General features: G+C 72.9%; 18 protein-coding genes and 2 riboswitches. Of the genes, 8 read left to right on the plus strand and 10 right to left on the minus strand.

Annotated features, from left to right (window positions below; all coding sequences use genetic code 11):
• Positions 1–12: 12 nt before the first annotated feature.
• A complete protein-coding gene (locus tag ACZ4TW_RS20195; protein ID WP_465545719.1) occupies positions 13–222 on the plus strand; it encodes a dodecin in 210 nt (69 codons plus the stop codon).
• 22 nt (positions 223–244) lie between these two features.
• Here the strand turns inward: ACZ4TW_RS20195 and ACZ4TW_RS20200 are convergent, their stop codons facing one another.
• From ACZ4TW_RS20200 to ACZ4TW_RS20210, 3 genes are all read right to left on the minus strand, one after another.
• The gene (locus tag ACZ4TW_RS20200) at positions 245–832 is read right to left on the minus strand and encodes a 1-acyl-sn-glycerol-3-phosphate acyltransferase (RefSeq protein ID WP_465545721.1); all 588 of its coding nucleotides are present in this window, start codon (positions 830–832) and stop codon (positions 245–247) included.
• 48 nt (positions 833–880) lie between these two features.
• A complete protein-coding gene (locus ACZ4TW_RS20205) occupies positions 881–1,498 on the minus strand; it encodes a hypothetical protein (RefSeq protein WP_465545723.1) in 618 nt (205 codons plus the stop codon).
• 120 nt (positions 1,499–1,618) lie between these two features.
• Positions 1,619–2,386: a hypothetical protein gene (locus tag ACZ4TW_RS20210; RefSeq protein ID WP_465545725.1), complete on the minus strand. Its 768-nt coding sequence runs from the start codon at positions 2,384–2,386 to the stop codon at positions 1,619–1,621.
• A gap of 226 nt (positions 2,387–2,612) precedes the next feature.
• Here ACZ4TW_RS20210 and ACZ4TW_RS20215 point away from each other — a divergent pair, with 226 nt between their 5' ends.
• Genes ACZ4TW_RS20215 through ACZ4TW_RS20225 form a run of 3 tightly spaced genes read left to right on the plus strand, consistent with a single transcriptional unit; the run spans position 2,613 to position 4,523 of the window.
• Positions 2,613–2,963: a DUF7882 family protein gene (locus ACZ4TW_RS20215; RefSeq protein WP_465545727.1), complete on the plus strand. Its 351-nt coding sequence runs from the start codon at positions 2,613–2,615 to the stop codon at positions 2,961–2,963.
• Positions 2,964–3,006: 43 nt separating this feature from the next.
• Positions 3,007–3,906, plus strand: a complete 900-nt coding sequence (locus ACZ4TW_RS20220) for an Fpg/Nei family DNA glycosylase (protein WP_465545729.1) — start codon at positions 3,007–3,009, stop codon at positions 3,904–3,906.
• A 23-nt stretch (positions 3,907–3,929) separates the two neighbouring features.
• Entirely contained in the window at positions 3,930–4,523 is a 594-nt protein-coding gene (locus tag ACZ4TW_RS20225; RefSeq protein WP_465545731.1) for a hypothetical protein, read from the plus strand.
• 52 nt (positions 4,524–4,575) lie between these two features.
• Here the strand turns inward: ACZ4TW_RS20225 and ACZ4TW_RS20230 are convergent, their stop codons facing one another.
• Positions 4,576–5,214: a phosphoribosyltransferase gene (locus ACZ4TW_RS20230; RefSeq protein WP_465545733.1), complete on the minus strand. Its 639-nt coding sequence runs from the start codon at positions 5,212–5,214 to the stop codon at positions 4,576–4,578.
• 246 nt (positions 5,215–5,460) lie between these two features.
• Between ACZ4TW_RS20230 and ACZ4TW_RS20235 the strand changes: the two genes are divergently transcribed.
• Positions 5,461–7,119 (plus strand): substrate-binding domain-containing protein, encoded by a 1,659-nt coding sequence (locus ACZ4TW_RS20235; RefSeq protein WP_465545735.1) that lies wholly within the window; start codon positions 5,461–5,463, stop codon positions 7,117–7,119.
• A 47-nt stretch (positions 7,120–7,166) separates the two neighbouring features.
• Here ACZ4TW_RS20235 and ACZ4TW_RS20240 read toward each other — a convergent pair whose 3' ends face one another.
• The 6 genes from ACZ4TW_RS20240 to ACZ4TW_RS20265 all read right to left on the minus strand — a co-directional run bounded on the left by ACZ4TW_RS20240 (position 7,167) and on the right by ACZ4TW_RS20265 (position 14,718).
• Positions 7,167–8,696 (minus strand): MDR family MFS transporter, encoded by a 1,530-nt coding sequence (locus ACZ4TW_RS20240; RefSeq protein WP_465545736.1) that lies wholly within the window; start codon positions 8,694–8,696, stop codon positions 7,167–7,169.
• Between the two features lie 210 nt (positions 8,697–8,906).
• Positions 8,907–10,049, minus strand: a complete 1,143-nt coding sequence (locus ACZ4TW_RS20245) for a cysteine desulfurase family protein (RefSeq protein WP_465545738.1) — start codon at positions 10,047–10,049, stop codon at positions 8,907–8,909.
• On the minus strand, positions 10,046–10,927 hold the full coding sequence (gene nadC, locus ACZ4TW_RS20250; RefSeq protein ID WP_465545740.1) for a carboxylating nicotinate-nucleotide diphosphorylase: 882 nt from the start codon (positions 10,925–10,927) through the stop codon (positions 10,046–10,048). The genes ACZ4TW_RS20245 and nadC overlap by 4 nt, the downstream gene beginning before the upstream one ends.
• Positions 10,927–12,531 carry an L-aspartate oxidase gene (gene nadB, locus ACZ4TW_RS20255; RefSeq protein ID WP_465545742.1) on the minus strand — a complete coding sequence of 535 codons (1,605 nt, stop codon included), beginning with the start codon at positions 12,529–12,531 and terminating at the stop codon, positions 10,927–10,929. Before nadB ends, nadC begins: the two co-directional genes overlap by 1 nt.
• Position 12,532: 1 nt before the next feature.
• Positions 12,533–13,954: a quinolinate synthase NadA gene (gene nadA / locus ACZ4TW_RS20260; protein ID WP_465545744.1), complete on the minus strand. Its 1,422-nt coding sequence runs from the start codon at positions 13,952–13,954 to the stop codon at positions 12,533–12,535.
• Positions 13,951–14,718, minus strand: coding sequence for an NUDIX hydrolase (locus ACZ4TW_RS20265; RefSeq protein ID WP_465545746.1), 768 nt, complete (start codon positions 14,716–14,718; stop codon positions 13,951–13,953). The genes nadA and ACZ4TW_RS20265 overlap by 4 nt, the downstream gene beginning before the upstream one ends.
• 141 nt (positions 14,719–14,859) lie before the next feature.
• A riboswitch (glycine riboswitch) is annotated at positions 14,860–14,948 on the plus strand.
• A 1-nt stretch (position 14,949) separates the two neighbouring features.
• Positions 14,950–15,057, plus strand: a riboswitch (glycine riboswitch).
• A gap of 46 nt (positions 15,058–15,103) precedes the next feature.
• Between ACZ4TW_RS20265 and gcvT the strand changes: the two genes are divergently transcribed.
• From gcvT to gcvP, 3 genes are read left to right on the plus strand one after another with little or no spacing between them, the layout of a single operon-like run.
• Positions 15,104–16,285: a glycine cleavage system aminomethyltransferase GcvT gene (gcvT, locus tag ACZ4TW_RS20270; RefSeq protein WP_465545748.1), complete on the plus strand. Its 1,182-nt coding sequence runs from the start codon at positions 15,104–15,106 to the stop codon at positions 16,283–16,285.
• A 55-nt stretch (positions 16,286–16,340) separates the two neighbouring features.
• Positions 16,341–16,712, plus strand: coding sequence for a glycine cleavage system protein GcvH (gene gcvH / locus ACZ4TW_RS20275; protein WP_465545750.1), 372 nt, complete (start codon positions 16,341–16,343; stop codon positions 16,710–16,712).
• Positions 16,713–16,764: 52 nt separating this feature from the next.
• Positions 16,765–19,662, plus strand: a complete 2,898-nt coding sequence (gcvP, locus tag ACZ4TW_RS20280; RefSeq protein ID WP_465545752.1) for an aminomethyl-transferring glycine dehydrogenase — start codon at positions 16,765–16,767, stop codon at positions 19,660–19,662.
• Positions 19,663–19,809: the final 147 nt, after the last annotated feature.

Below are 19,809 nucleotides of genomic sequence, written 5' to 3' on the forward strand. Positions count from 1 at the left end.
GGGAGCCGGCAAATGAGCGATCACGTCTACCGCGTCACCGAGATCGTCGGGAGTTCGCCAGAGGGCACCGATACCGCGATCCGCAATGCCATCGCCCGGGCGACGTCGACCCTGCGGCATGTCGACTGGTTCGAGGTGGTGTCGACGCGCGGCGTGGTCGCCGACGGCGACGTGGCGCATTTCCAGGTGACGCTGAAGGTCGGCTTCCGGCTCGAGGACTAGCGGGGCCGAGAGCGCGGCAGCGTCACGCGGCCGCCGTGCCGCCGGCGGTCTCGTCGCGCAGACGCGGCTCGGTGCGGAGGTGCGGTCGCACTCCCGACTTGTCGGCGTAGAACGCGCGAATGCGGTCCATGTCGGCGGCGACGTCGCCCGTGAGCTCGAAGGTGGGGCCCAGGCCGGTGGTCATCGTGGTGCGGTCGACGAAGCCCAGGGTCACGGGCATGCCGGTCTCGCGGGCGATCCGGTAGAAGCCCGACTTCCAGTACTCGTTCGCGCCCCGCGTGCCATCCGGTGTCACGACCAGCCCGAACACCTCGCCCGAGCGGATGCGGGCGACGACCTCGGCCACGACGCGGCTCGGATCGGAACGGTCGACCGGGATGCCGCCGAGGCGGCGCATGATCGGTCCGCGCCATCCGGCGAACAGGCTGGCCTTGCCGAGCCACCGGATGTCGATCCCGTACCGCCATGCGATGCCGAGCATCAGTACGAAGTCCCAGTTCGAGGTGTGCGGCGCGCCGATCAGCACCGACGGGCGGCCGGGCGCGGGCTCGCCCGCGAGGGTCCACCTGCTGAAGGCCCAGTAGACGCGGGAGACGAGCTGTCGGAGCATTCGGCCACCCTATGGGAACGCATATGTCCGGCAGCGCATGCTGGACGCTCACTCGCCCGGTTCCGGGGTGCGGTCGGCAGCGGAGGTCGCGTCGCCCGCGCTGCGACGCCAGTCGGTGTCGAGCGTCTCCCGGTACCGCCGTCGCTCGGGCTCGCTCGCGACCGCGCGGAACAGGCGCGAGCCGACCGGCGGACGCAGGCCGCGGCGGCGACGCTCGGCGCTCATCCACTCGCGTCGCCGCATCGACCGGAGGTGACCGATGACGCCGCCGACCGCGAGCAGCGCCGCACCGACGACGTACCACGCCCAGAACCACCACTGGTAGCCGGGGGCCAGGATGAGCTGGATCGCGCCGGTGACGAGCACCAGGATGCCCGCGTAGTAGCTGGCGAGGCCGGCGGCACGGAGCCGCGTGAACGTGGGCGCCGCCTCGCGGAGCGCCCAGGACGCGGCATGGTCGTCGCGCACCTGCCGCACCAGGTCGCGATCGGGCGACTCTGCCATGCCGTCGAGCACGTTCGTCAGCTGCTCGGCGCGCTTGAGATCGTCGGCCGAGGCGTTCAGCCGCGGCGCGACGAGGGCGCCCGCCACGGTGAGCACCGTGACGAGGATCGGCACCACGATCTCGCTGACCGTCGCGGTGCCGGCCTCCAGCGCGAGCGCCATCGGCAGCACCTCCACTCGCGCTCAGGGTAGCGCGGTCTCAGGCCGCGGGCACGGGAAACTGAAGGCGGGTGACTTCGCTGCTCGACGCGGCGCACCGCGTGAGCCCAGCGGCCCGGCCCGTCAGGACGCGCCGCAGCGGACGTTCTCGACCCAGCCGTAGTCGTACGCGTCGTTGCCGAACACGACGGGGGTCGCCTCGCCGGCGATGACATCGGCCTCGTTCACCGTGCGCGTCTCCTCTGGACGGAGCGCATCGATGTCGTTCGCGAACCCGAGGTCGATCTCGAGCGCGGCGCAATCGGCCTCGGTGAACAGCGCCATCTCCCAGCAGCCCTCGAGATGCTCGCCGCCGCAGAGGTGGCCGTACCGCCCGTCGGAGTAGAACTCGATGGCGGCGGGGAACGTGTAGAAGGTCTCGCTCGCCTCCATCCGATCGACGTTCGGGTCGGACGCCTCGGGGGTGGCGTCGCCGCCCTCGACCTCGCCGCCGGGCTCGGTCTGCTCGGCCACGGGCGGCGGAACGAGCTGCTCGCCGAACTGCCGGGCCAGCTGGAACGCGACGACGCCGGCGATCACGAGGACGGCGACGAGCGCGAGTCCGCCGGCCACGATGCCGATGACCGCCCCACGCGAGGGGCCGCGACGTGCGACCGGGGCGGGCGCGCCATACGTCGGTGCCGTCGGCCGGGTCGCCGCGGCGAGGAGCGACGCGCGGGCGTCGGCGAGCGTGCCGGCCCACGCCTCGGCCGCCTGCTTCGCCTCGCCCTCGGGGTACCGCGACGGATGCCGCTCCCAGGCCTCGTGCGCGTAGGCGCGCTCGATCACCTCGGGCGTGAGGGGGAGGGCGGGGTCGAGTCGCAGCGTGCTGCGGGCGATGTCGGGGTCCACAGCGTGATCATATGGCCCAGCACGGTGGGTATCTCCGTGTCAAGTCCCTCCCTCGAATCCGGAGACGGGCTTAGAACTGTCAGCGCGGGTCCCCGAAGCCCGCCACAGGCCGTCGGCCCCCGCGAGCGTTCGACCGCGGATCCCGGTTCGTCCGGGAGGGCCGACGGCCTGGCCTGTTCTCGCACGGCCGCCCGACCCCCGCCCCCGCACCGGAAGGATCCCAGCCTTGGGAACTCTCGACCTCGGACGCATCGTCAACATCGACCTGCCCGACGACGTGCTCGCACACGTCCATGCGGTGATGATCGCCAAGCTGCGGGTGCACGAGCCGATCCTGATCGGCTGGACGACGCCCGACGGCGGACATGACGAGGTGCTCGTGAACCCGACGATGCCCATCGTGATCCGGTACGACCTCGACGACGATCGGCGCCTGGACCGCCGCTGGCTGAACCGGCTGATGATGGCCGCCAACTCCGTGCAGGGCCTGCAGATCCGTCCGGAGCTCGTCGACGCGCTGCGTGCGATCGACGGCGACGCGATGGATGCCGCGCCGGCCCTCGGCGGCGGGAGCTGAGCGTTCGCGTGCGGATGTCGGCGGCGGATGGGACGATGGGCGAATGCCCGAGATGCCCGAGGTCGAGGCGCTCGCCGGGTTCCTCCGCGAGCGCGCCGTCGGTCATGCCGTCGCCTCGGCCCGCGTGGCCGCGATCGCGGCGCTGAAGACGTTCGACCCGCCGCTGCACGCCATCGAGGGCCGGCCCATCACCGCCGTCCGGCGGTACGGCAAGTTCCTCGACCTCGAGGTGGGCGGAGCCGGGGCCGCGCCGTCCGCGTCGCCGGCCGAGCCGCCGGTGCACCTGGCCTTCCACCTCGCACGTGCCGGATGGCTCCGCTGGTACGACGAGCTTCCCGCGACCGTGCTGCGGCCGGGCAAGTCGCCGATCGCCCTGCGCGTGCGTCTCGACGACGGCGCCGGTTTCGATCTCACCGAGGCGGGCACCAAGAAGTCGCTCGCGGTGTACGTCGTGCGCGACCCTGCCGAGGTGCCGGGCATCGCGCGGCTCGGCCCCGACCCGATGACCGACGACTTCACCGAGCAGGAATTCGCGGGCATCCTCGCCGGCCGCCGCACCCAGCTCAAGGGGCTGCTTCGCGACCAGTCGGTGCTCGCCGGCATCGGCAACGCGTACTCCGACGAGATCCTGCATGCCGCGCGCATGTCGCCGTACAAGCTCGCCGCCGCGCTCGACGCCGACGAGGTGTCGCGCCTCTACACGGCGATGCGCGAGACGCTCCGCGATGCACTCGACGAGGCGTCCGGCAAGCCCGCCGCCGAGCTGAAGGATGCGAAGCGACGTCGGCTTCGCGTGCACGGTCGCACGGGTGAGGCGTGCCCGGTGTGCGGCGACACCATCCGACAGGTCGAGTTCCACGACTCGACCTTCCAGTACTGCCCGACGTGCCAGACCGGCGGCAAGCCGCTCGCCGACCGCGTGCGATCCCGGTTGCTGAAGTAGGCCCCCCGTCGAGCGCCGCGCGAATGGCGTGGGGCGTCGCCGTGCTCGGTGTCGACCGGGTTGCCGTGCTCGTCGACCGGCCCGCGGGCCGGTGCCGGCCGCTGCTCGTCGCGGGGAGCGGGGTGGGTCAGCGGGTTGCCGTGCTCGTCGGTCGCAGGACGATCCGCTCCGGCCGTGCGCGACTCACCGGGCGCGCGGGTGTCGGGGTCGACCGCGGCAGCGCGCTGGGCCTGCTCGGCCTGCTCGGCACGCAGTCGCTCGGCGTCGGTGCGGTGCTCGCGACCGGCGCCGGCGAGTCGCTCGGCCTCGAGCTGCGCCGCAGCGGCGTCGGCCTGCGCCTGGCGAGCCGCGGCATCCGCCTGCATCGCCTTGACCTCGCGCTCGCGCGCCGCCGCGTCGGTCTCGGCCGCCTTCTCGCGCAGCTCCTCGGCGTCGCGACGGCGCGACTCGAGCTGCGCCTCGCGGCGACGGCCGGACGTCGCGACCCACGCGATGATGGCGACCAGCGCCACCAGCGCGATCACGCCGACGATGATCCAGATGATGGTGCTCGTGTCCACGGTGCAACCGCCCTTTCTGCGCGCCGCAGGGGATCGGAGCGCGATCATGCACACTGAACCGCAGTCCCCGGCACACCGGTACGGGGTTGCACGGGCGCGTCACCTGTGCTTAGCCGCCGCGCGCCGCATCGAGCAGTCGGGTCACCTCGGCGTCCTCGGTCTGCCGGAAGTCGACGTAGTGCATGCCGACGGCCATGAAGTGCGGCGGGGTGCGCACGGCGACGATCTCGTCGGCCTCCGGGATGGTCGCGAGGGCGTCCGGAGCGCCGACCGGCACGGCCAGGACGATGCGTTCGGCCCCGCGGGCTCGTGCCACGCGGCATGCGACGCGCGCCGTCGCCCCCGTCGCGACGCCGTCGTCGACGATGACGACGGTCCGGCCGCCGAGCGGCAGCGGAGGCCGATCGCCGCGGAATCGCCGCACGCGCGCCTCGAGCTCCCCGCGCTCGCGGCGCTCGACGGCGGCGAACTCGTGCCGTGAGACCCGGCCGAGTCCCACGACGTCGTCGTTCACCACCTCCGCGCCCTCCTCGCCGATCGCGCCCATGGCCACCTCAGGCTGGTGCGGCAGGCCGAGCTTGCGCACGACCAGCACGTCGAGCGGTGCATCGAGCGCGCGCGCGACCTCGGCGGCGACCGGCACGCCGCCCCGCGGCAATCCGAGCACCACCGGCGCCTCGGACCTGCGATCGCCGAGCTCCTCGGCGAGGCGCCGGCCGGCCTCGCGTCGATCCGCGAACCGGTTCACGGTCGCCTCCGTCGGGGACGGCGCGGACCGGAGCGGAGTGAGCATCGCGGCACCCGGAAGGGGTCCATGAGCCGACCCTAACTCCCGCACGACCGGCCGGAAAGCGTCGGTCGTGTCCGGGGGAGCGCCGAGTTCGCCCATCGCTCGTCTTCTGCGTATGCTGTCAGCACCCATCCCCCTGAACGGGGGAGCCCGTTCAGATTGGGATCGGCGCGCTGCGGCGCTGCCGACCGCCTTAGAGTGTCCGTGGGACGTCACAGCGTCGCAGCTCCGGCGAAGACGCCGAGCCGCAGGTTCATCCTGTCCCTGGTCGCGGGCGTCGCAGTGATCGGCCTGGTCGCCTCCGGTGTCTACCTGTGGGTCGGCGGGCACCTCAGCCCGCTCTTCGCCTCGGCCGACGAGGCGGCCTGCGAGACCGTCGAGCCGATCGTCGTCGTCGCCGACCCGTCGATCGCCAACGCCGTCATCGAACTGGCCGACGACTTCTCGGCGAGCCCCAAGCGGTGCGTCGAAGTCGACGTTCGGGCGCAGGACTCCGCCGACACGACCGCGGCGCTCGCCGCCGGCACGCTCGAGGCCGACGCCTGGATCCCCGATTCATCGGTGTGGATCGAGCGCACCGACACGACCGCGACCTCGCTCGGCCTGGGGGAGCCCGATCTGACCGTCGGCGGGTCGATCGCGACCTCGCCCGTCGTGTTCGCCGCCCCCGCCGGCGATGCCGAGGAGCTCGCCACGGAACCGGTCAGCTGGGCCCGGGTCCTCGCCGGCCAGCTCCCCGCGCTGCTGCCCGACCCCGAAGCCTCCGCCGCCAGCCTCGCGAGCCTGTTCGCCCTGCGCGGGCAGTCCTCGCCCGACGACCCGCGCCAGTTCGCGGGCGCGATGATCGCGCTCGGCAAGTCCATCCCGGCGACGGCCGATGCCGCGATGGCCACCCTCTCGTCGACGACGCAGCCGACCGTCGTGCTCACGAGCGAGTCGCGCGTCGTCGAGCACAATCGCGACACCTCCGCAGAGCCCCTCGTCGCGGCCTATCCCTCGGAAGGCACGGTTGCGCTCGACTACCCGTTCGTGCGCCTCGGCGAGGCGGCGGGCGAGAACCTCGACGCGTTCGAGGCCGCGCTGCGGAAGGCGACCGAGCACCTCGCCGAGGCCGGCTTCCGGGCACCCGACGGAACGGGTGAGCTCGACGCACCGGGCGTCGCCGGGAACGCGCCCCGCGCGCAGACCGAGCTCGACGATGCGGCGCAGATCGAGATCCTGCGCTCGTGGGCGGTGCTCACGCTGCGGTCGCGCATGCTCGCCGTCATCGACGTCTCCGGATCCATGGAAGAACCCGCCGAGAACGGGCTCCGCCGCATCGACATCTTCCAGCAGGCCGCGGTCGGTGCGATGTCCAAGTTCTCGGGCGAGGTCGAGCTGGGCGTCTGGGTCTTCTCGACGGCGCGCAACGGCGACCTCGACTACGAGGACCTCGCGCCCATCGCGCCGCTGGCCGACTCGGGGCACAACCAGGCGATCCAGCAGATCATCGGCTCGCTGCCCGCCCGGCTCGGTGGGGCGACCGGGCTCTACGACACCACCCTCGACGCGGTGAAGCGGGTGCGCGAGAACTACGACCCCGACAAGGTCAACTCGGTGCTCGTCATCACCGACGGCAAGAACGAGGACCAGAACGGCCTCAACCTCGACCAGCTGCTCGCCGAGCTGAAGAAGATCGACGACCCCGCGAAGCCGGTCGCCGTCATCATGATCGGCTTCGGGCCCGACACCGACCTCGGGGCCATGCAGCAGATCGCCGCCGCGACGAAGGGCGCCGCCTACTCGGCCTCCAAGCCGGAAGACCTCGGAACCGTGCTCGTCGACGCGCTCTCGCAGCGCACCTGCCGCCCGAACTGCGGCTGAGCCCGAGCCGCGGCCGGCGCACGAGACGCCGGCCGAGACCCCGACCTTCAGTGCGCGGCGCCGCCCGCGCCGTGCACCATGTCGGCCGGCCGCCGCACCAGCGTGGATCCGACGATGGCGAACAGCGACACTATCGCGCCGACGAGGAACGCGTTCCGCACGCCCGCGGCCTGCGCTGCGATCTCGGCGGTTCCGGCCGCCTCGGCGGAGGCCGCGGTCGCGGTCATCACCGTGATGAACAGAGCGGTGCCGGCGGCGCCGGCCACCTGCTGGAGCGTGCCGACCGTCGCCGAGCCGTGCGAGTACAGGTGCGGTTCGACCGATCCGAGCGCGCTCGTGAACAGCGGCGTGAACATGAACGCCAGCGCCGTCGACAGCGCCACGTGGGCAATGAGGATCATCCACGGCGGCGTCGACTCGGTCACCAGCGTGAGCGACCAGAGCACGGCGCTCACGACGATGCTGCCCGGCACGAGCAGCGGCGTCGGACCGACGCGGTCGTACAGTCGCCCCACGGTCGGGCCGAGCAGGCCCATCACGAGGCCGCCCGGCAGCACCAGCAGCCCGGTCGCCAGGGGCTCGAGCCCCGCGACATCCTGCAGGTAGATCGGCAGCAGGATGATCGTGCCGAACAGCGCCGCCATCATCACCGCCATCAGCGCGATGGAGACAGCGAAGTTCCGGGTGCGGAAGGTGCGCAGGTCGAGCAGCGCCCGGTCATGGCGCTGGAGCAGCAGCTGCCGGACGATGAACGCGGTGATGCCGACCGCGCCCGCGGCGAGGGCGATCCACATGGCTGCCGCATCGCCCGAGGAGCGTCCGCTGACGACGCCGCCGACGAGGCTCAGCCCGTAGACGAGGCCGCCGAAGCCGATCGCCGAGAGCACGACCGACACGACGTCGATCGGGAACACGCGGGTCTCGCCGATGTTCTCGACGCGGCGCAGGCCGATGACGAGCATCGCCACCGCGAACGGCAGCACGAACCAGAACATGTACCGCCAGCCGAAGTAGTTCAGGATGAGCCCGGACAGCGCCGGGCCGACGGCGGGCGCGACCGACATCACGATCGACACGCGACCCATGAAGCGACCGCGGTCGGACGGCGCGACCAGCGTCATCAGCGACGTCATGAGCAGTGGCATCATGATCGCCGTGCCGGTCGCCTGTACGATGCGGGCTCCGAGCAGCACCTCGAACCCCGGTGCAAGGGCCGCGAGCAGCGTGCCGGCCGAGAAGAGGGTCATGGCCGTGCCGAAGATCGGCCGCGTCGGGAAGCGCTGCAGGAGGAAGCCGGTGATCGGGATCACGACGGCCATGGTGAGCATGAAGGCCGTCGTGAGCCACTGCGCCGCCGAGAGCGTGATGTCGAGGTCGTCGACGAGGTGCGGGATCGCGACGCTCATGATCGTCTCGTTGAGGAACACCACGAACGTCGCGGCGAGCAGCAGCCAGATCACGCGGGTGTTGCGGGCGCCGTGCTCGGGCCGCGCGGCGAGTACCTGCTCGTCGAACGCGCGGTCGGCCTCGTCGGGGATTCGGATGGAGTCGGTGCCTGGTGCGGTGCGTTCGGTCACGTGCGCGTCCTTGCTCGTCGTTCGTCTCGTGTCTACGTCGTGTCGATGTCGTGGCGGAATCGCGTCGGTCTGCCGACGGATGAGCGGTCGTCACCGCGATGGCGCGATCGGCGACGAGTACGGGAACCGGCCCGCAGCGCGCGCTATTCCCGTTTCGGCCGACGCATGCTCATGCATCGACCCGGGCGGGCCGCGATGCTCGCGGCGCGCTCAGGCGACGATATCGCGGACCGCCGACACGGCCTGTGCGAGGGCGGCCGCAGCCGTCTCGACATCGGCCCGGTCGGTGCCCGCGCCGAACGAGAACCGCACGGCGGTCTGCGCCACCTCGGGCGGGACGCCCATCGCGGTGAGCACGTGCGACGGCTCGTCGCTGCCCGCGGCACAGGCCGACCCGCTCGACACCACCACGTCGCGTCGCTCGAGCTCGAGCAGTACGGCCTCGCCGCCGGTTCCGGGGAAGACGAACGAGACCGTGCCGGGCAGCCGCTCGACCAGATGACCGGTGGGAACGGCGTCGGGCACCGCGGCGGCGACGAGCTCGCGGAACCGGGTGGTCAGCTCGCCGACGCGCGCCGCGGCATCCGCCCGCTCGGACTCGGCGAGCCGCAGCGCCGTGGCGAACGCGACCGCACCGGCCACGTTCTCGGTGCCCGAGCGTCGACCACGCTCCTGACCGCCGCCGTGCAGCACGGGCTCGAGCGGCAGGCGCCCGCGGACGATCAACGCGCCCGTGCCCTTCGGTGCGCCCACCTTGTGGCCGGCGAGCGACAGCGCGTCGACGCCGAGCGCCGGCATCGACAGCGGCAGCCACCCGGCCGCCTGCACGGCGTCGGTGTGCAGGAGCGCGCCCGCCTCGTGCGCCACGCGAGCGAGCTCGCCGACCGGGTTGACCGTGCCCACCTCGTTGTTCGCGAGCTGCACCGACACGAGCGTCGTGTCGGGGCGGATGACGCGCTCGAGCGCCGCGGGCACGACCATGCCGGTCGCGTCGACGTCGACCTCGTCGACCTCGAACCCGTGCAGGCGGCGCAGCGCGTCGGCCGCCTCGATCACGGCCTCGTGCTCGACGGGCGAGATCACGACGTGCCGGCCGCGCGGGCCGGCCAGCGCGAGCCCCTTCACCGCGAGGTTGTCGGCCTCGGTGCCGCCCGACGTGAACACGACGTCGCCCGCGCGGGCGCCGACCACGGCCGCGACCTCATCCCGCGCCCACGCCAGGGCGCGAGCCGCCTCCTCGCCGATGCCGTGGCGGCTCGACGGGTTGCCGAAGGCACCCGTCAGGTACGGCCACATCGCCTCGAGCGCCTCCCGGCGGACGGGCGTGGTGGCGGCGTGATCGGCGAAGATCACGTCGACCTCCGCGCCGCGCCGTCCGGTGCCTCGATCACGACATCGAGCCCGAGGTCGAGCGCCCGGGCGGAGTGGGTCAGCGCGCCGACCGAGATGACGTCGACGCCGGTCGCCGCGATCGCGGCGACCGTGTCGAGGTTCACGCCGCCGGAGGCCTCGACGATCGCGCGGCCCGCGATGAGCTCGACGCCCGCGCGCAGGTCGTCGATCGTGAAGTTGTCGAGCATGATCGTGTCGGCGCCGCCCGCGAGCACCGGGGCGATCTGGTCGAGGCGGTCGACCTCGACCTCGAGGTGCGCGGTGTGCGGCATCCGCTCGCGCGCGTCGCGGAGCGCCGTGGCCAGGTCGGCGCCGCCCGCGGTGAGCACCGCGAGGTGGTTGTCCTTGGCCATGATCGCATCGGAGAGCGAGCGCCGGTGGTTGCGTCCGCCGCCGTCGCGGACGGCCTGCCGTTCGAGGCTGCGCAGGCCGGGGGTGGTCTTGCGGGTGTCGACGATGCGTGCGCGAGTGCCCGCGACGGCGTCGACGTAGCGTGCCGTGAGCGTCGCGACTCCCGACATCCGCTGCACCAGGTTGAGCGCGACACGCTCGGCGCGCAGGATGCCGCGCGCCGGGCCGTGCACGCGCGCGAGCACGTCGCCCGCCGCGAACCGCTCGCCGTCGTCGGCGACCACGTCGACCTCGATCGCCGCGTCGACCAGCCGGAACGCCGCCTCGACGACGCGCGCGCCGCTGAACACGCCGGGCTCGCGCGCCACCAGCTCGGCCGTGGCCGCCGCCGACTCGGGGATGAGCGTCTCGCCCGTGAGGTCGCCCCACGGCGCGTCCTCGTCGAGCGCCATGAGCGCGACGCGCTCGATCTCGCGGGGTTCGGTCATCAGGCGGCCTCTCGTTCGGGCTCGGCGACGGATGCCGCGTCGGTGCGCGTGTGCGCGCCGACGCTGCAGGTGCGGGCGAGCGCGGCGGCCACGGTGAGGCGCGCGAGCTCGAGCAGGTTGCGGTCTTCCGCGGAGCGGCGGTCGACGGGCTCGGGTGCGTGCCATCCGTCGAGCCGAGCGGATGCCGCGGCGAGCCCCTTCGCGTCGCGCTCGAGTCCGACCTGGTCCCACATGAGCTGCTGCAGCTCGCCCCGGTCCACCGCCGCGCTCGCGCCCGACGCGGTCGTGCCGTCCATCCCGGCGGATATACGATCCACCACCCCGTCGATCCCGGCCTCGTCACCGGCGCGTCGGATCGTATATCCGCCGATCTGGACGGGGGCGGTACCGGCCGGGGCGGCGGGGGCCGTGGCGCGGGTGGGAAGGGACGGCGCGGCCGCCAGGTCACGGGCGGCGCGCTCGGCGAACACGGCACCCTCGAGCAGCGAGTTCGAGGCGAGCCGGTTCGCCCCGTGCACGCCCGTGCGGGCGACCTCGCCCACGGCCCAGAGGCCGGGCAGGCTCGTGCGGCCGTCGAGGTCGGTGACGACGCCGCCCATGGCGTAGTGCGCGGCGGGCACCACGGGGACGGGCTCGCGCGACCAGTCGAAGCCCGCCGCTCGGCACGCGGCATCGATGCCCGGGAACCGGGCGGCGAGCCGCTCGGCGCCGAGGTGCGTCGCGTCGAGCCCGACCGGGACGCCGCCCTGTTCGGCCATGCGTCGCCACACGGCGCGCGCGACGACGTCGCGCGGCGCGAGCTCGGCCCGCGGATCGACGTCGAGCAGGAATCGGCGGCCCGCGGCATCGCGCAGCACCGCGCCCTCGCCGCGGACGGCCTCGGAGATGAGCGGCGTGCCGGGGACCGCGAGCGCGGTCGGGTGGAACTGCACGAACTCGAGGTCGGCGACCTCGGCGCCCGCGCGCGCGGCCGCGGCGACTCCGTCGCCGGTCGCGACATCGGGGTTCGTCGTATGCCGGTACAGGCATCCGGCGCCGCCGGTCGCGAGCACGACCGCGTCGGCGCGCAGCTCGCGGGGCGCGCCATCCGCCCGGTCGCCGGGCACGACCCGGATGCCGACGACACGGCCGTGCTCGACCACGAGATCGGCGAGCGTCGTGTGCTCGAGCACGCGAACGGCACGACGTCGGACGGTGGCGACGAGTGCGGCCTGGATGGCCGCCCCCGTGCGATCGCCACCGGCGTGGAGGATGCGCGCACGGGAATGCGCCGCCTCGAGGCCCCGAGCCAGCCCGGACTCGTCGCGGTCGAACGCGACGCCGAAGCGGATGAGGTCGCGGATGCGCGCCGGACCGTCGTCGGTGAGCACGCGCACCGCGGCCGCCTCGCTGAGGCCCGCGCCGGCGGCGATCGTGTCGGCCGCGTGGCGCGACGCCGCGTCGCCCGCGAAGATCGCCGCGGCGATGCCGCCCTGCGCCCACGGCGTCGCGCCGTCGCCGATCGCCGCCTTCGTCACCACGGAGACGTCGCAGCCCGCCTCGGCGGCCCGGATCGCCGTCCACAGCCCCGCGATGCCGGAGCCGACGACGAGCACGCGGGTCATGTCAGGCCCCGACCGGCGCGCCCGCGGCATCGGCCGCCCGCGCACGGCTCGCCGCCGCGATCGTCGAGCCCGCGGGAACCGGCACCGAGGCCGGCGGCTTGGCCGCGAGCATGCGCTCGAGCGCCACGCGCGCGGGCTCGGCGACGTCGTCATCCACCTCGATGCGGTTCACGACCCGGCCCGCGACGAGCTCCTCGAGCACCCACGCGAGGTAGCCCGGGTGGATCCGGTACATCGTCGAGCACGGGCACACCACCGGGTCGAGGCAGAAGATGGTGTGCTCGGGGTGCTCGGCGGCGAGGCGCTGCACGAGGTTGATCTCGGTGCCGATGGCGAAGGTCGAGCCGGCCGGCGCCGCCTGGATGGCCTTGACGATGAAGTCGGTCGACCCCGCGGCATCGGCCGCGTCGACGACCGGCATCGGGCACTCGGGATGCACGATGACCTGCACGCCAGGGTGCTCGGCGCGGGCCTGCGCGATCTGCTCGACCGTGAAGCGCTTGTGCACCGAGCAGAACCCGTGCCACAGGATGACGCGGGCGTCCTGCAGCTCCTCGGCCGTGCTGCCGCCGAGCGGCTTACGCGGGTTCCACATGGGCATGGCCTCGAGCGGCACGCCCATGGCCTTCGCGGTGTTGCGGCCGAGGTGCTGGTCGGGGAAGAACAGCACGCGCCGCCCGCGCTCGAACGCCCACTCCAGCACGGTCGTCGCGTTCGACGAGGTGCAGACGATGCCGCCGTTGCGGCCGACGAAGCCCTTGAGCGCCGCCGACGAGTTCATGTAGGTGACGGGGATGACGGGCACCCGGCCCGACGCGTCGGTCGCCGTCAGGTCGCCGTAGACCTCCTCGAGCTGCTCCCAGCACTCCTCGACGCTCGACGTGTCGGCCATGTCGGCCATCGAACAGCCGGCGGCGAGGTTCGGCAAGATCACGGCCTGGTCGGGGCGCGAGAGCATGTCGGCGGTCTCAGCCATGAAGTGCACGCCGCAGAACACGATGGCCTCGGCGGCGGGCCGGGTCATCGCCGCGTTCGCGAGCTGGAACGAGTCGCCCGTGAAGTCGGCGTGCTGCACGACCTCGTCGCGCTGGTAGAAGTGGCCGAGCACGACCACGCGGTCGCCGAGCGTGGCCTTCGCGGCGCGGATGCGCTCGTCGAGCTCGGTGCCGGACGCCTCCCGGTACTCGGACGGCAGGGCGCCCTGGCGGGGCGAGCCGGTGGGGATCACGTCGCCCATCGACGAGCCCGGTCCGTAGCCGACCGGCCCGCGGTCGAACTCCCAGGGGCCCTTCGCGAGGTCGGGCGTGCAGGTCGAGCCCGCCGTGGACCCGGTCGTGATGAGCCGGATGGCGCGGTCGACGGATGCCGCCGCGCGCGTGGCGTCGCCGGTGGCGGGTGCGGTGACGGGCAGGGTGGTGCTCATTCCGGGGTGTCCTTGCTGTCGGTGCCGGGTCGAGGATCGGTGGTGGCGGATGCCGCGTCGCGCGGCGCCGCAGGCGCCGGTGAGGGCGGCGCCGCGGGGGAGTGGGCGGGATCGAAGCGGTAGAGCGCCGGCGGGCGATGCCGCGTGCCGGACAGTCGCTCGCCGGTGTCGACGAGCGTGCCGGAGGCCTCGACCGTGCGGCGGAAGTTGGCCGGGTCGAGGCGGCGACGCAGCACGGCCTCGTGCACGCCCCGGAGCTCGGCCATCGTGAACCGCTCGGGCAGCAGCGCGTGCGCGATGCGCGAGTACTCGAGCTTGGTGCGCAGCCTCGTGAGCGCGTAGTCGATGATCGCGGCGTGGTCGAAGGCCAGGTCGGGCAGGTCGTCCTCGTCGAACCATCGGACGTTCTCGTCGGAGACGGCCCGCTCGACCTCGTCGGAGTGCACGAGCGCCCAGTACACGACCGACACGACGCGCTCGCCGGGCGAGCGGTCGGGCTCGCCGAAGGTGTAGAGCTGCTCGAGGTAGCGGGGAGCGAGGCCCGTCGTCTCGGCGAGCGTGCGTGCGGCGGCGGCGGCGAGCGACTCGTCGACGGGGAGCCACCCGCCGGGGAGCGCCCAGCGGCCGAGTCCGGGCTCGCGCAGCCGCCGGACGAGCGGGATCCTCAGGCTGGGGCGAACGGCGCCGTCGCCGTCGGCCTCGGGCGAGATGGCGAAGATGACGGTGGAGACGGCCAGGCGCGCCTGCGCGTCGTGCTGCGACATCCGCTCGCCTCTCGCTCGAACGACCACTCAGAGTCACGCCGACTCTAAGTCACGATGCCGACAGCTTACAGTCACGGTGACCCGAACGCGAATCGTGTGACGCACCCTGTAGACTGCGAGCACAATCGCATACCGGGCCATCGACGCATCGCGGGAGAGCCGGCACCATCCGGCACCGAAGGAGCAAGCCTCCCCGCCAATCTCTCAGGTCGCATCACCGCGATGACGAGGCCGACTCTGGAAAGCGGATGACGCGCAGGCGCCATCCCGCCGAAGGTGAAAGCACAGCTCCCCACGGGCGCGATGCGAAGCTCTCAGGCCCATGACAGAGGGGGAGTTCTCGAGCGGCGCACCGCCGCGCCATCCGCGCGATCCTGGAGAACTCGTGACCGACGCAACCGGCACCACCACCGACCCCGGCACCACCGAGCGACGCAGTCCCCTCGACGAGGTGCACCGTTCCGAGGGCGCCTCGTTCACCGACTTCGCCGGCTGGCAGATGCCGGTGCGCTATTCGAGCGACCTCGCCGAGCACCACGCCGTGCGACAGCACGCGGGCCTCTTCGACCTGTCGCACATGGGCGAGATCGTGGTCGTCGGGCCCGAGGCCGCCGCGTCGCTCGACTACGCGCTCGCCGGCAAGCTGTCGGCCATCGCCGAGGGCCAGGCGAAGTACTCGCTCCTGCTCGGCCGCGACGGCGGCGTCATCGACGATCTCGTCGTCTACCGCACCGGCGCCGACCGCTACATGGTCGTGGCGAACGCGTCGAACCGCGAGGTCGTCGCCGAGGAGCTCCGCAGCCGCACCGCGCCGTTCGAGACCGAGGTGTTCGACGAGTCCGACGACATCGCGCTCATCGCGCTGCAGGGTCCCGACGCGCTCGAGGTGCTGCAGCAGACCGAGGGGTTCGGCATCGACGGCCCCGGCAACGACGGCGAGGACTTCGTCGACGCGGTCGCCGCGCTCAAGTACTACCGGGCCATCCCGGCCACGTGGGAGGGCGAGCCCGTGCTCGTCGCGCGCACCGGGTACACCGGCGAGGACGGCTTCGAGCTCTACGTCGCGCCCGACCGCGCGAAGCGACTCTGGGAGGCGCTGCGCGAGACCGGCGGGCCCCGCGTCGTGCCGTGCGGGCTCGCGAGCCGCGACACGCTGCGCCTCGAGGCGGGCATGCCGCTCTACGGGCACGAGCTGAGCCGCGACATCCTGCCGGTGCAGGCCGGCCTGGGCCGCGTCGTCGCCCTCGCCAAGGAGGGCGACTTCGTCGGGCGGTCCGCGATCGAGCAGGGGCCGGCCGAGGGCGCGCCCGTGCTCGTCGGGTTGGCCGCCGAGGGGCGCCGCGCGCCGCGCGCCGGCTACGCCGTGTTCGACGGCGACGGCGACGACGCCCGCGAGGTCGGCGAGGTCACCTCCGGCGCGCTCTCGCCCACGCTCGGGCACCCCGTGGCGATGGCGTTCGTGTCGCCCGAGCTGTCGGAGCCGGGCACCCGCCTGTTCGTCGACGTCCGCGGCACGCGCGTCGCGGCATCCGTCAGGGCCCTGCCGTTCTACAAGCGCGGCGCCTGAGCGCCCCGACCACGACCGCACCGCACCGCACCGCACGACACCAGAGGAGCATCCGATGACCGACCAGGCCGAGCTGCAGTACACCGCCGAGCACGAATGGGTGAAGGTCGATGGCGAGACCGTCACCATCGGCATCACCGACTACGCCGCCGAGAAGCTCGGCGACGTCGTCTACGTCGACCTGCCGTCCGCGGGCACCGCCATCACCGCCGGCACCGTCGTCGGTGAGATCGAGTCGACCAAGTCGGTCGGCGAGCTGTTCGCGCCGGTCGACGGCGAGGTCGTCGAGTCGAACCAGGCCGTCGTCGACTCGCCCGAGCTCGTCAACAGCGACCCGTTCGGCGAGGGATGGCTCATCAAGGTGACCGCCGCGTCGCTGCCGACGCTCCTCAGCCACGACGAGTACCGCGCCCTCACGGGCGAGTAGGTCTCGTACGCGGGCCGCGCCCGCTCCTCGACCGACGAACACAAGGAAGACGATGACCGCCAGCACCTCCCCGGCCTTCGACGTCGACGCCTTCGGGCGCCGGCACATCGGCACCACCCCGCGCGACCACGAGTGGATGCTCGCCGCGCTCGGCTACGACTCGCTCGACGCGCTCATGGATGCCGCGGTGCCGACCGCCATCCGCATGCACGAGGTGCTCGACTCGGTGATCCCGCCCGCCGCGACCGAACGCGACGCGCTCGCCGAGCTGCGGGAGCTCGCCGACGCGAACACCGTGCGGACGTCGATGATCGGCCTCGGGTACTCGGGCACCATCACGCCGGCCGTGATCCAGCGGAACGTGCTCGAGAACCCGAGCTGGTACACGGCGTACACGCCGTATCAGCCCGAGATCTCGCAGGGCCGCCTCGAGGCGATCATCAACTTCCAGACGATGGTCGCCGACCTCACCGGGCTCGACACCGCCAACGGGTCGATGCTCGACGAGGGCACCGCCGTCGTCGAGGGCATGCTGCTCGCCCGCCGCGCGTCGAAGAACCGCTCGAACCGGTTCGTGGTCGACGCCGACGCGCTGCCCCAGACCCGGGCGCTGCTGGAGTCGCGTGCCAGCGCGGTCGGCATCGAGCTCGTCGTGACCGACCTCGACGAGACGACGGATGTCGCCGCCCTCGGCGAGCACTTCGGGCTCTTCGTCCAGTACCCCGGCGCCTCCGGCCGCGTGTGGAACCCGTCGCGGCTCATCGCCGCCTCGAAGGAGCAGGGCGCGCTCGCGGTCGTCGCCGCCGACCTGCTCGCGATGGCGCTGCTGACCAGCCCAGGCGAGCTCGGGGCGGATGTCTCGGTCGGCACGTCGCAGCGCTTCGGCGTGCCCATGGGGTTCGGCGGGCCGCACGCCGGCTACATGGCCGTGCGGAAGGGACTCGAGCGCCAGTTGCCCGGCCGGCTCGTGGGCGTCTCGCAGGATGCCGCGGGCCATCCCGCCTACCGGCTCAGCCTGCAGGCGCGCGAGCAGCACATCCGCCGCGAGAAGGCGACCTCGAACATCTGCACCGCGCAGGTTCTCCTTGCCGTGATGGCGTCGATGTACGCGGTGTACCACGGGCCCCGGGGCATCCGGCACATCGCGGTCTCGACGGCGGCGAAGGCGAAGGCGCTCGCCGACGCGCTGACCGGATTCGGACTCGCGCTCGAGCACGAGGCGTACTTCGACGCGATCCGCGTGCACGTGCCCGGCCTCGCCGCGAACGTCGTCGCGCGCGGGCGCGAGCTCGGGCTGAACCTGTGGGAGGCCGATGAGGCCACTGTGCACGTCGCCGTCGACGAGACCACCACGGCCGACGAGCTCTCGCGCGTCGTCGAGGCCTTCGGGTTCGACCCGCGCCTCGAGGTGCCGGTCTCGCTCCGCGAGCTGCCCGGGAGCCTGCCCGAGGGGCTGCGCCGCACCTCGGCCTACCTCGAGCACCCGGTGTTCAACTCGCACCACTCCGAGACGCAGATGATGCGGTACCTCAAGCAGCTCGCCGACCGCGACTACGCGCTCGACCGCGGCATGATCCCGCTCGGCTCGTGCACCATGAAGCTCAACGCCGCGACCGAGATGCAGGCCGTCACGTGGCCCGAGTTCGCGAACCTGCACCCGTTCGCGCCCGAAGCCGACGTGCGCGGCTCGTTGGGCCTCATCGAGCAGCTCGAGAGCTGGCTCGCCGAGGTCACGGGCTACGACACCGTCTCGCTGCAGCCGAACGCCGGCAGCCAGGGCGAGCTCGCGGGCCTGCTCGCCATCCGCGGCTACCACCTCGCCAACGGCGACACCGAGCGCGACGTGTGCCTCATCCCGTCGAGTGCGCACGGCACCAACGCGGCCTCGGCGGTGCTCGCGGGCATGCGGGTCGTCGTGGTCGCGTGCGACGAGCTCGGCAACGTCGACCTCGGCGACCTGCGGGCGAAGATCGCCGACCACGCCGAGCGCATCGCCGCGCTCATGATCACCTACCCGTCGACGCACGGCGTGTATGAGCACGACGTCAAGGACATCACCCAGGCCGTGCACGACGCCGGCGGCCAGGTCTACATCGACGGCGCGAACCTCAACGCGCTGCTCGGCTTCGCCCGGTTCGGCGACGTCGGCGGGGATGTCTCGCACCTCAACCTGCACAAGACCTTCTGCATCCCGCATGGCGGAGGCGGGCCGGGCGTCGGCCCGGTCGCGGCGAAGGCGCACCTCGCGCCCCACCTGCCCGGCCACCCGATGGCGCAGCGCGCCGACCACGCCGGCGGCGTGACCCACGACGGCGGCCCCGTCTCGGCGGCGCCGTACGGCAGCCCGTCGATCCTGCCGATCTCCTGGGCCTACGTCCGGATGATGGGCGCCGAGGGCCTCAAGCAGGCGACCGCGACCGCGGTGCTGGCGGCGAACTACGTCGCGGCACGCCTGCGCGACCACTTCCCGGTGCTCTACACCGGCGAGAACGGGCTCGTCGCGCACGAGTGCATCCTCGACCTGCGCCCGCTCACGGCCGAGACCGGCGTCACGGTCGACGACGTCGCGAAGCGCCTCATCGACTACGGCTTCCACGCGCCGACCATGTCGTTCCCCGTCGCGGGCACGCTCATGGTCGAGCCGACCGAGTCGGAGGACCTCGCCGAGCTCGACCGCTTCGTCGAGGCCATGATCGCGATCAAGGCGGAGGCCGACGCGGTGGGCCGCGGCGAGTGGCCGGCCGACGACAACCCGCTGCGCAACGCGCCGCACACGGCGGAGTCGGTCATCGCGGGGGAGTGGACGCACCCGTACACGCGCGAGCAGGCGGTCTACCCGGTGCACTCGCTGGTGCGCACCAAGTACTGGGCGCCGGTGCGCCGGATCGACCAGGCGTACGGCGACCGCAACCTGGTGTGCGCCTGCCCGCCGATCGAGGCGTTCGCGTAGCGGACGCCTCGATGGAGAGCGCAGCGGCATCGCGCCGTGACATCGTCACGGCGTTCGCGTAGCGGACGCCTCGATGGAGAGCGCAGCGGCATCGCGCCGTGACATCGTCACGGCGTTCGCGTAGCGGACGCCTCGATGGAGAGCGCA

The organism is Agromyces sp. NPDC029043 (assembly GCF_055564615.1).

Coding starts and splice junctions, on each gene's coding strand:
- ACZ4TW_RS20195 (WP_465545719.1), top strand. CDS start 13: ATGAGCGATCACGTCTACCGCGTCACCGAGATCGTCGGGAGTTCGCCA.
- ACZ4TW_RS20200 (WP_465545721.1), bottom strand. CDS start 832: ATGCTCCGACAGCTCGTCTCCCGCGTCTACTGGGCCTTCAGCAGGTGG.
- ACZ4TW_RS20205 (WP_465545723.1), bottom strand. CDS start 1,498: ATGGCGCTCGCGCTGGAGGCCGGCACCGCGACGGTCAGCGAGATCGTG.
- ACZ4TW_RS20220 (WP_465545729.1), top strand. CDS start 3,007: ATGCCCGAGATGCCCGAGGTCGAGGCGCTCGCCGGGTTCCTCCGCGAG.
- ACZ4TW_RS20225 (WP_465545731.1), top strand. CDS start 3,930: ATGGCGTGGGGCGTCGCCGTGCTCGGTGTCGACCGGGTTGCCGTGCTC.
- nadC (WP_465545740.1), bottom strand. CDS start 10,927: ATGACCGAACCCCGCGAGATCGAGCGCGTCGCGCTCATGGCGCTCGAC.
- nadB (WP_465545742.1), bottom strand. CDS start 12,531: ATGACCCGCGTGCTCGTCGTCGGCTCCGGCATCGCGGGGCTGTGGACG.
- nadA (WP_465545744.1), bottom strand. CDS start 13,954: ATGAGCACCACCCTGCCCGTCACCGCACCCGCCACCGGCGACGCCACG.
- ACZ4TW_RS20265 (WP_465545746.1), bottom strand. CDS start 14,718: ATGTCGCAGCACGACGCGCAGGCGCGCCTGGCCGTCTCCACCGTCATC.
- gcvH (WP_465545750.1), top strand. CDS start 16,341: ATGACCGACCAGGCCGAGCTGCAGTACACCGCCGAGCACGAATGGGTG.
- gcvP (WP_465545752.1), top strand. CDS start 16,765: ATGACCGCCAGCACCTCCCCGGCCTTCGACGTCGACGCCTTCGGGCGC.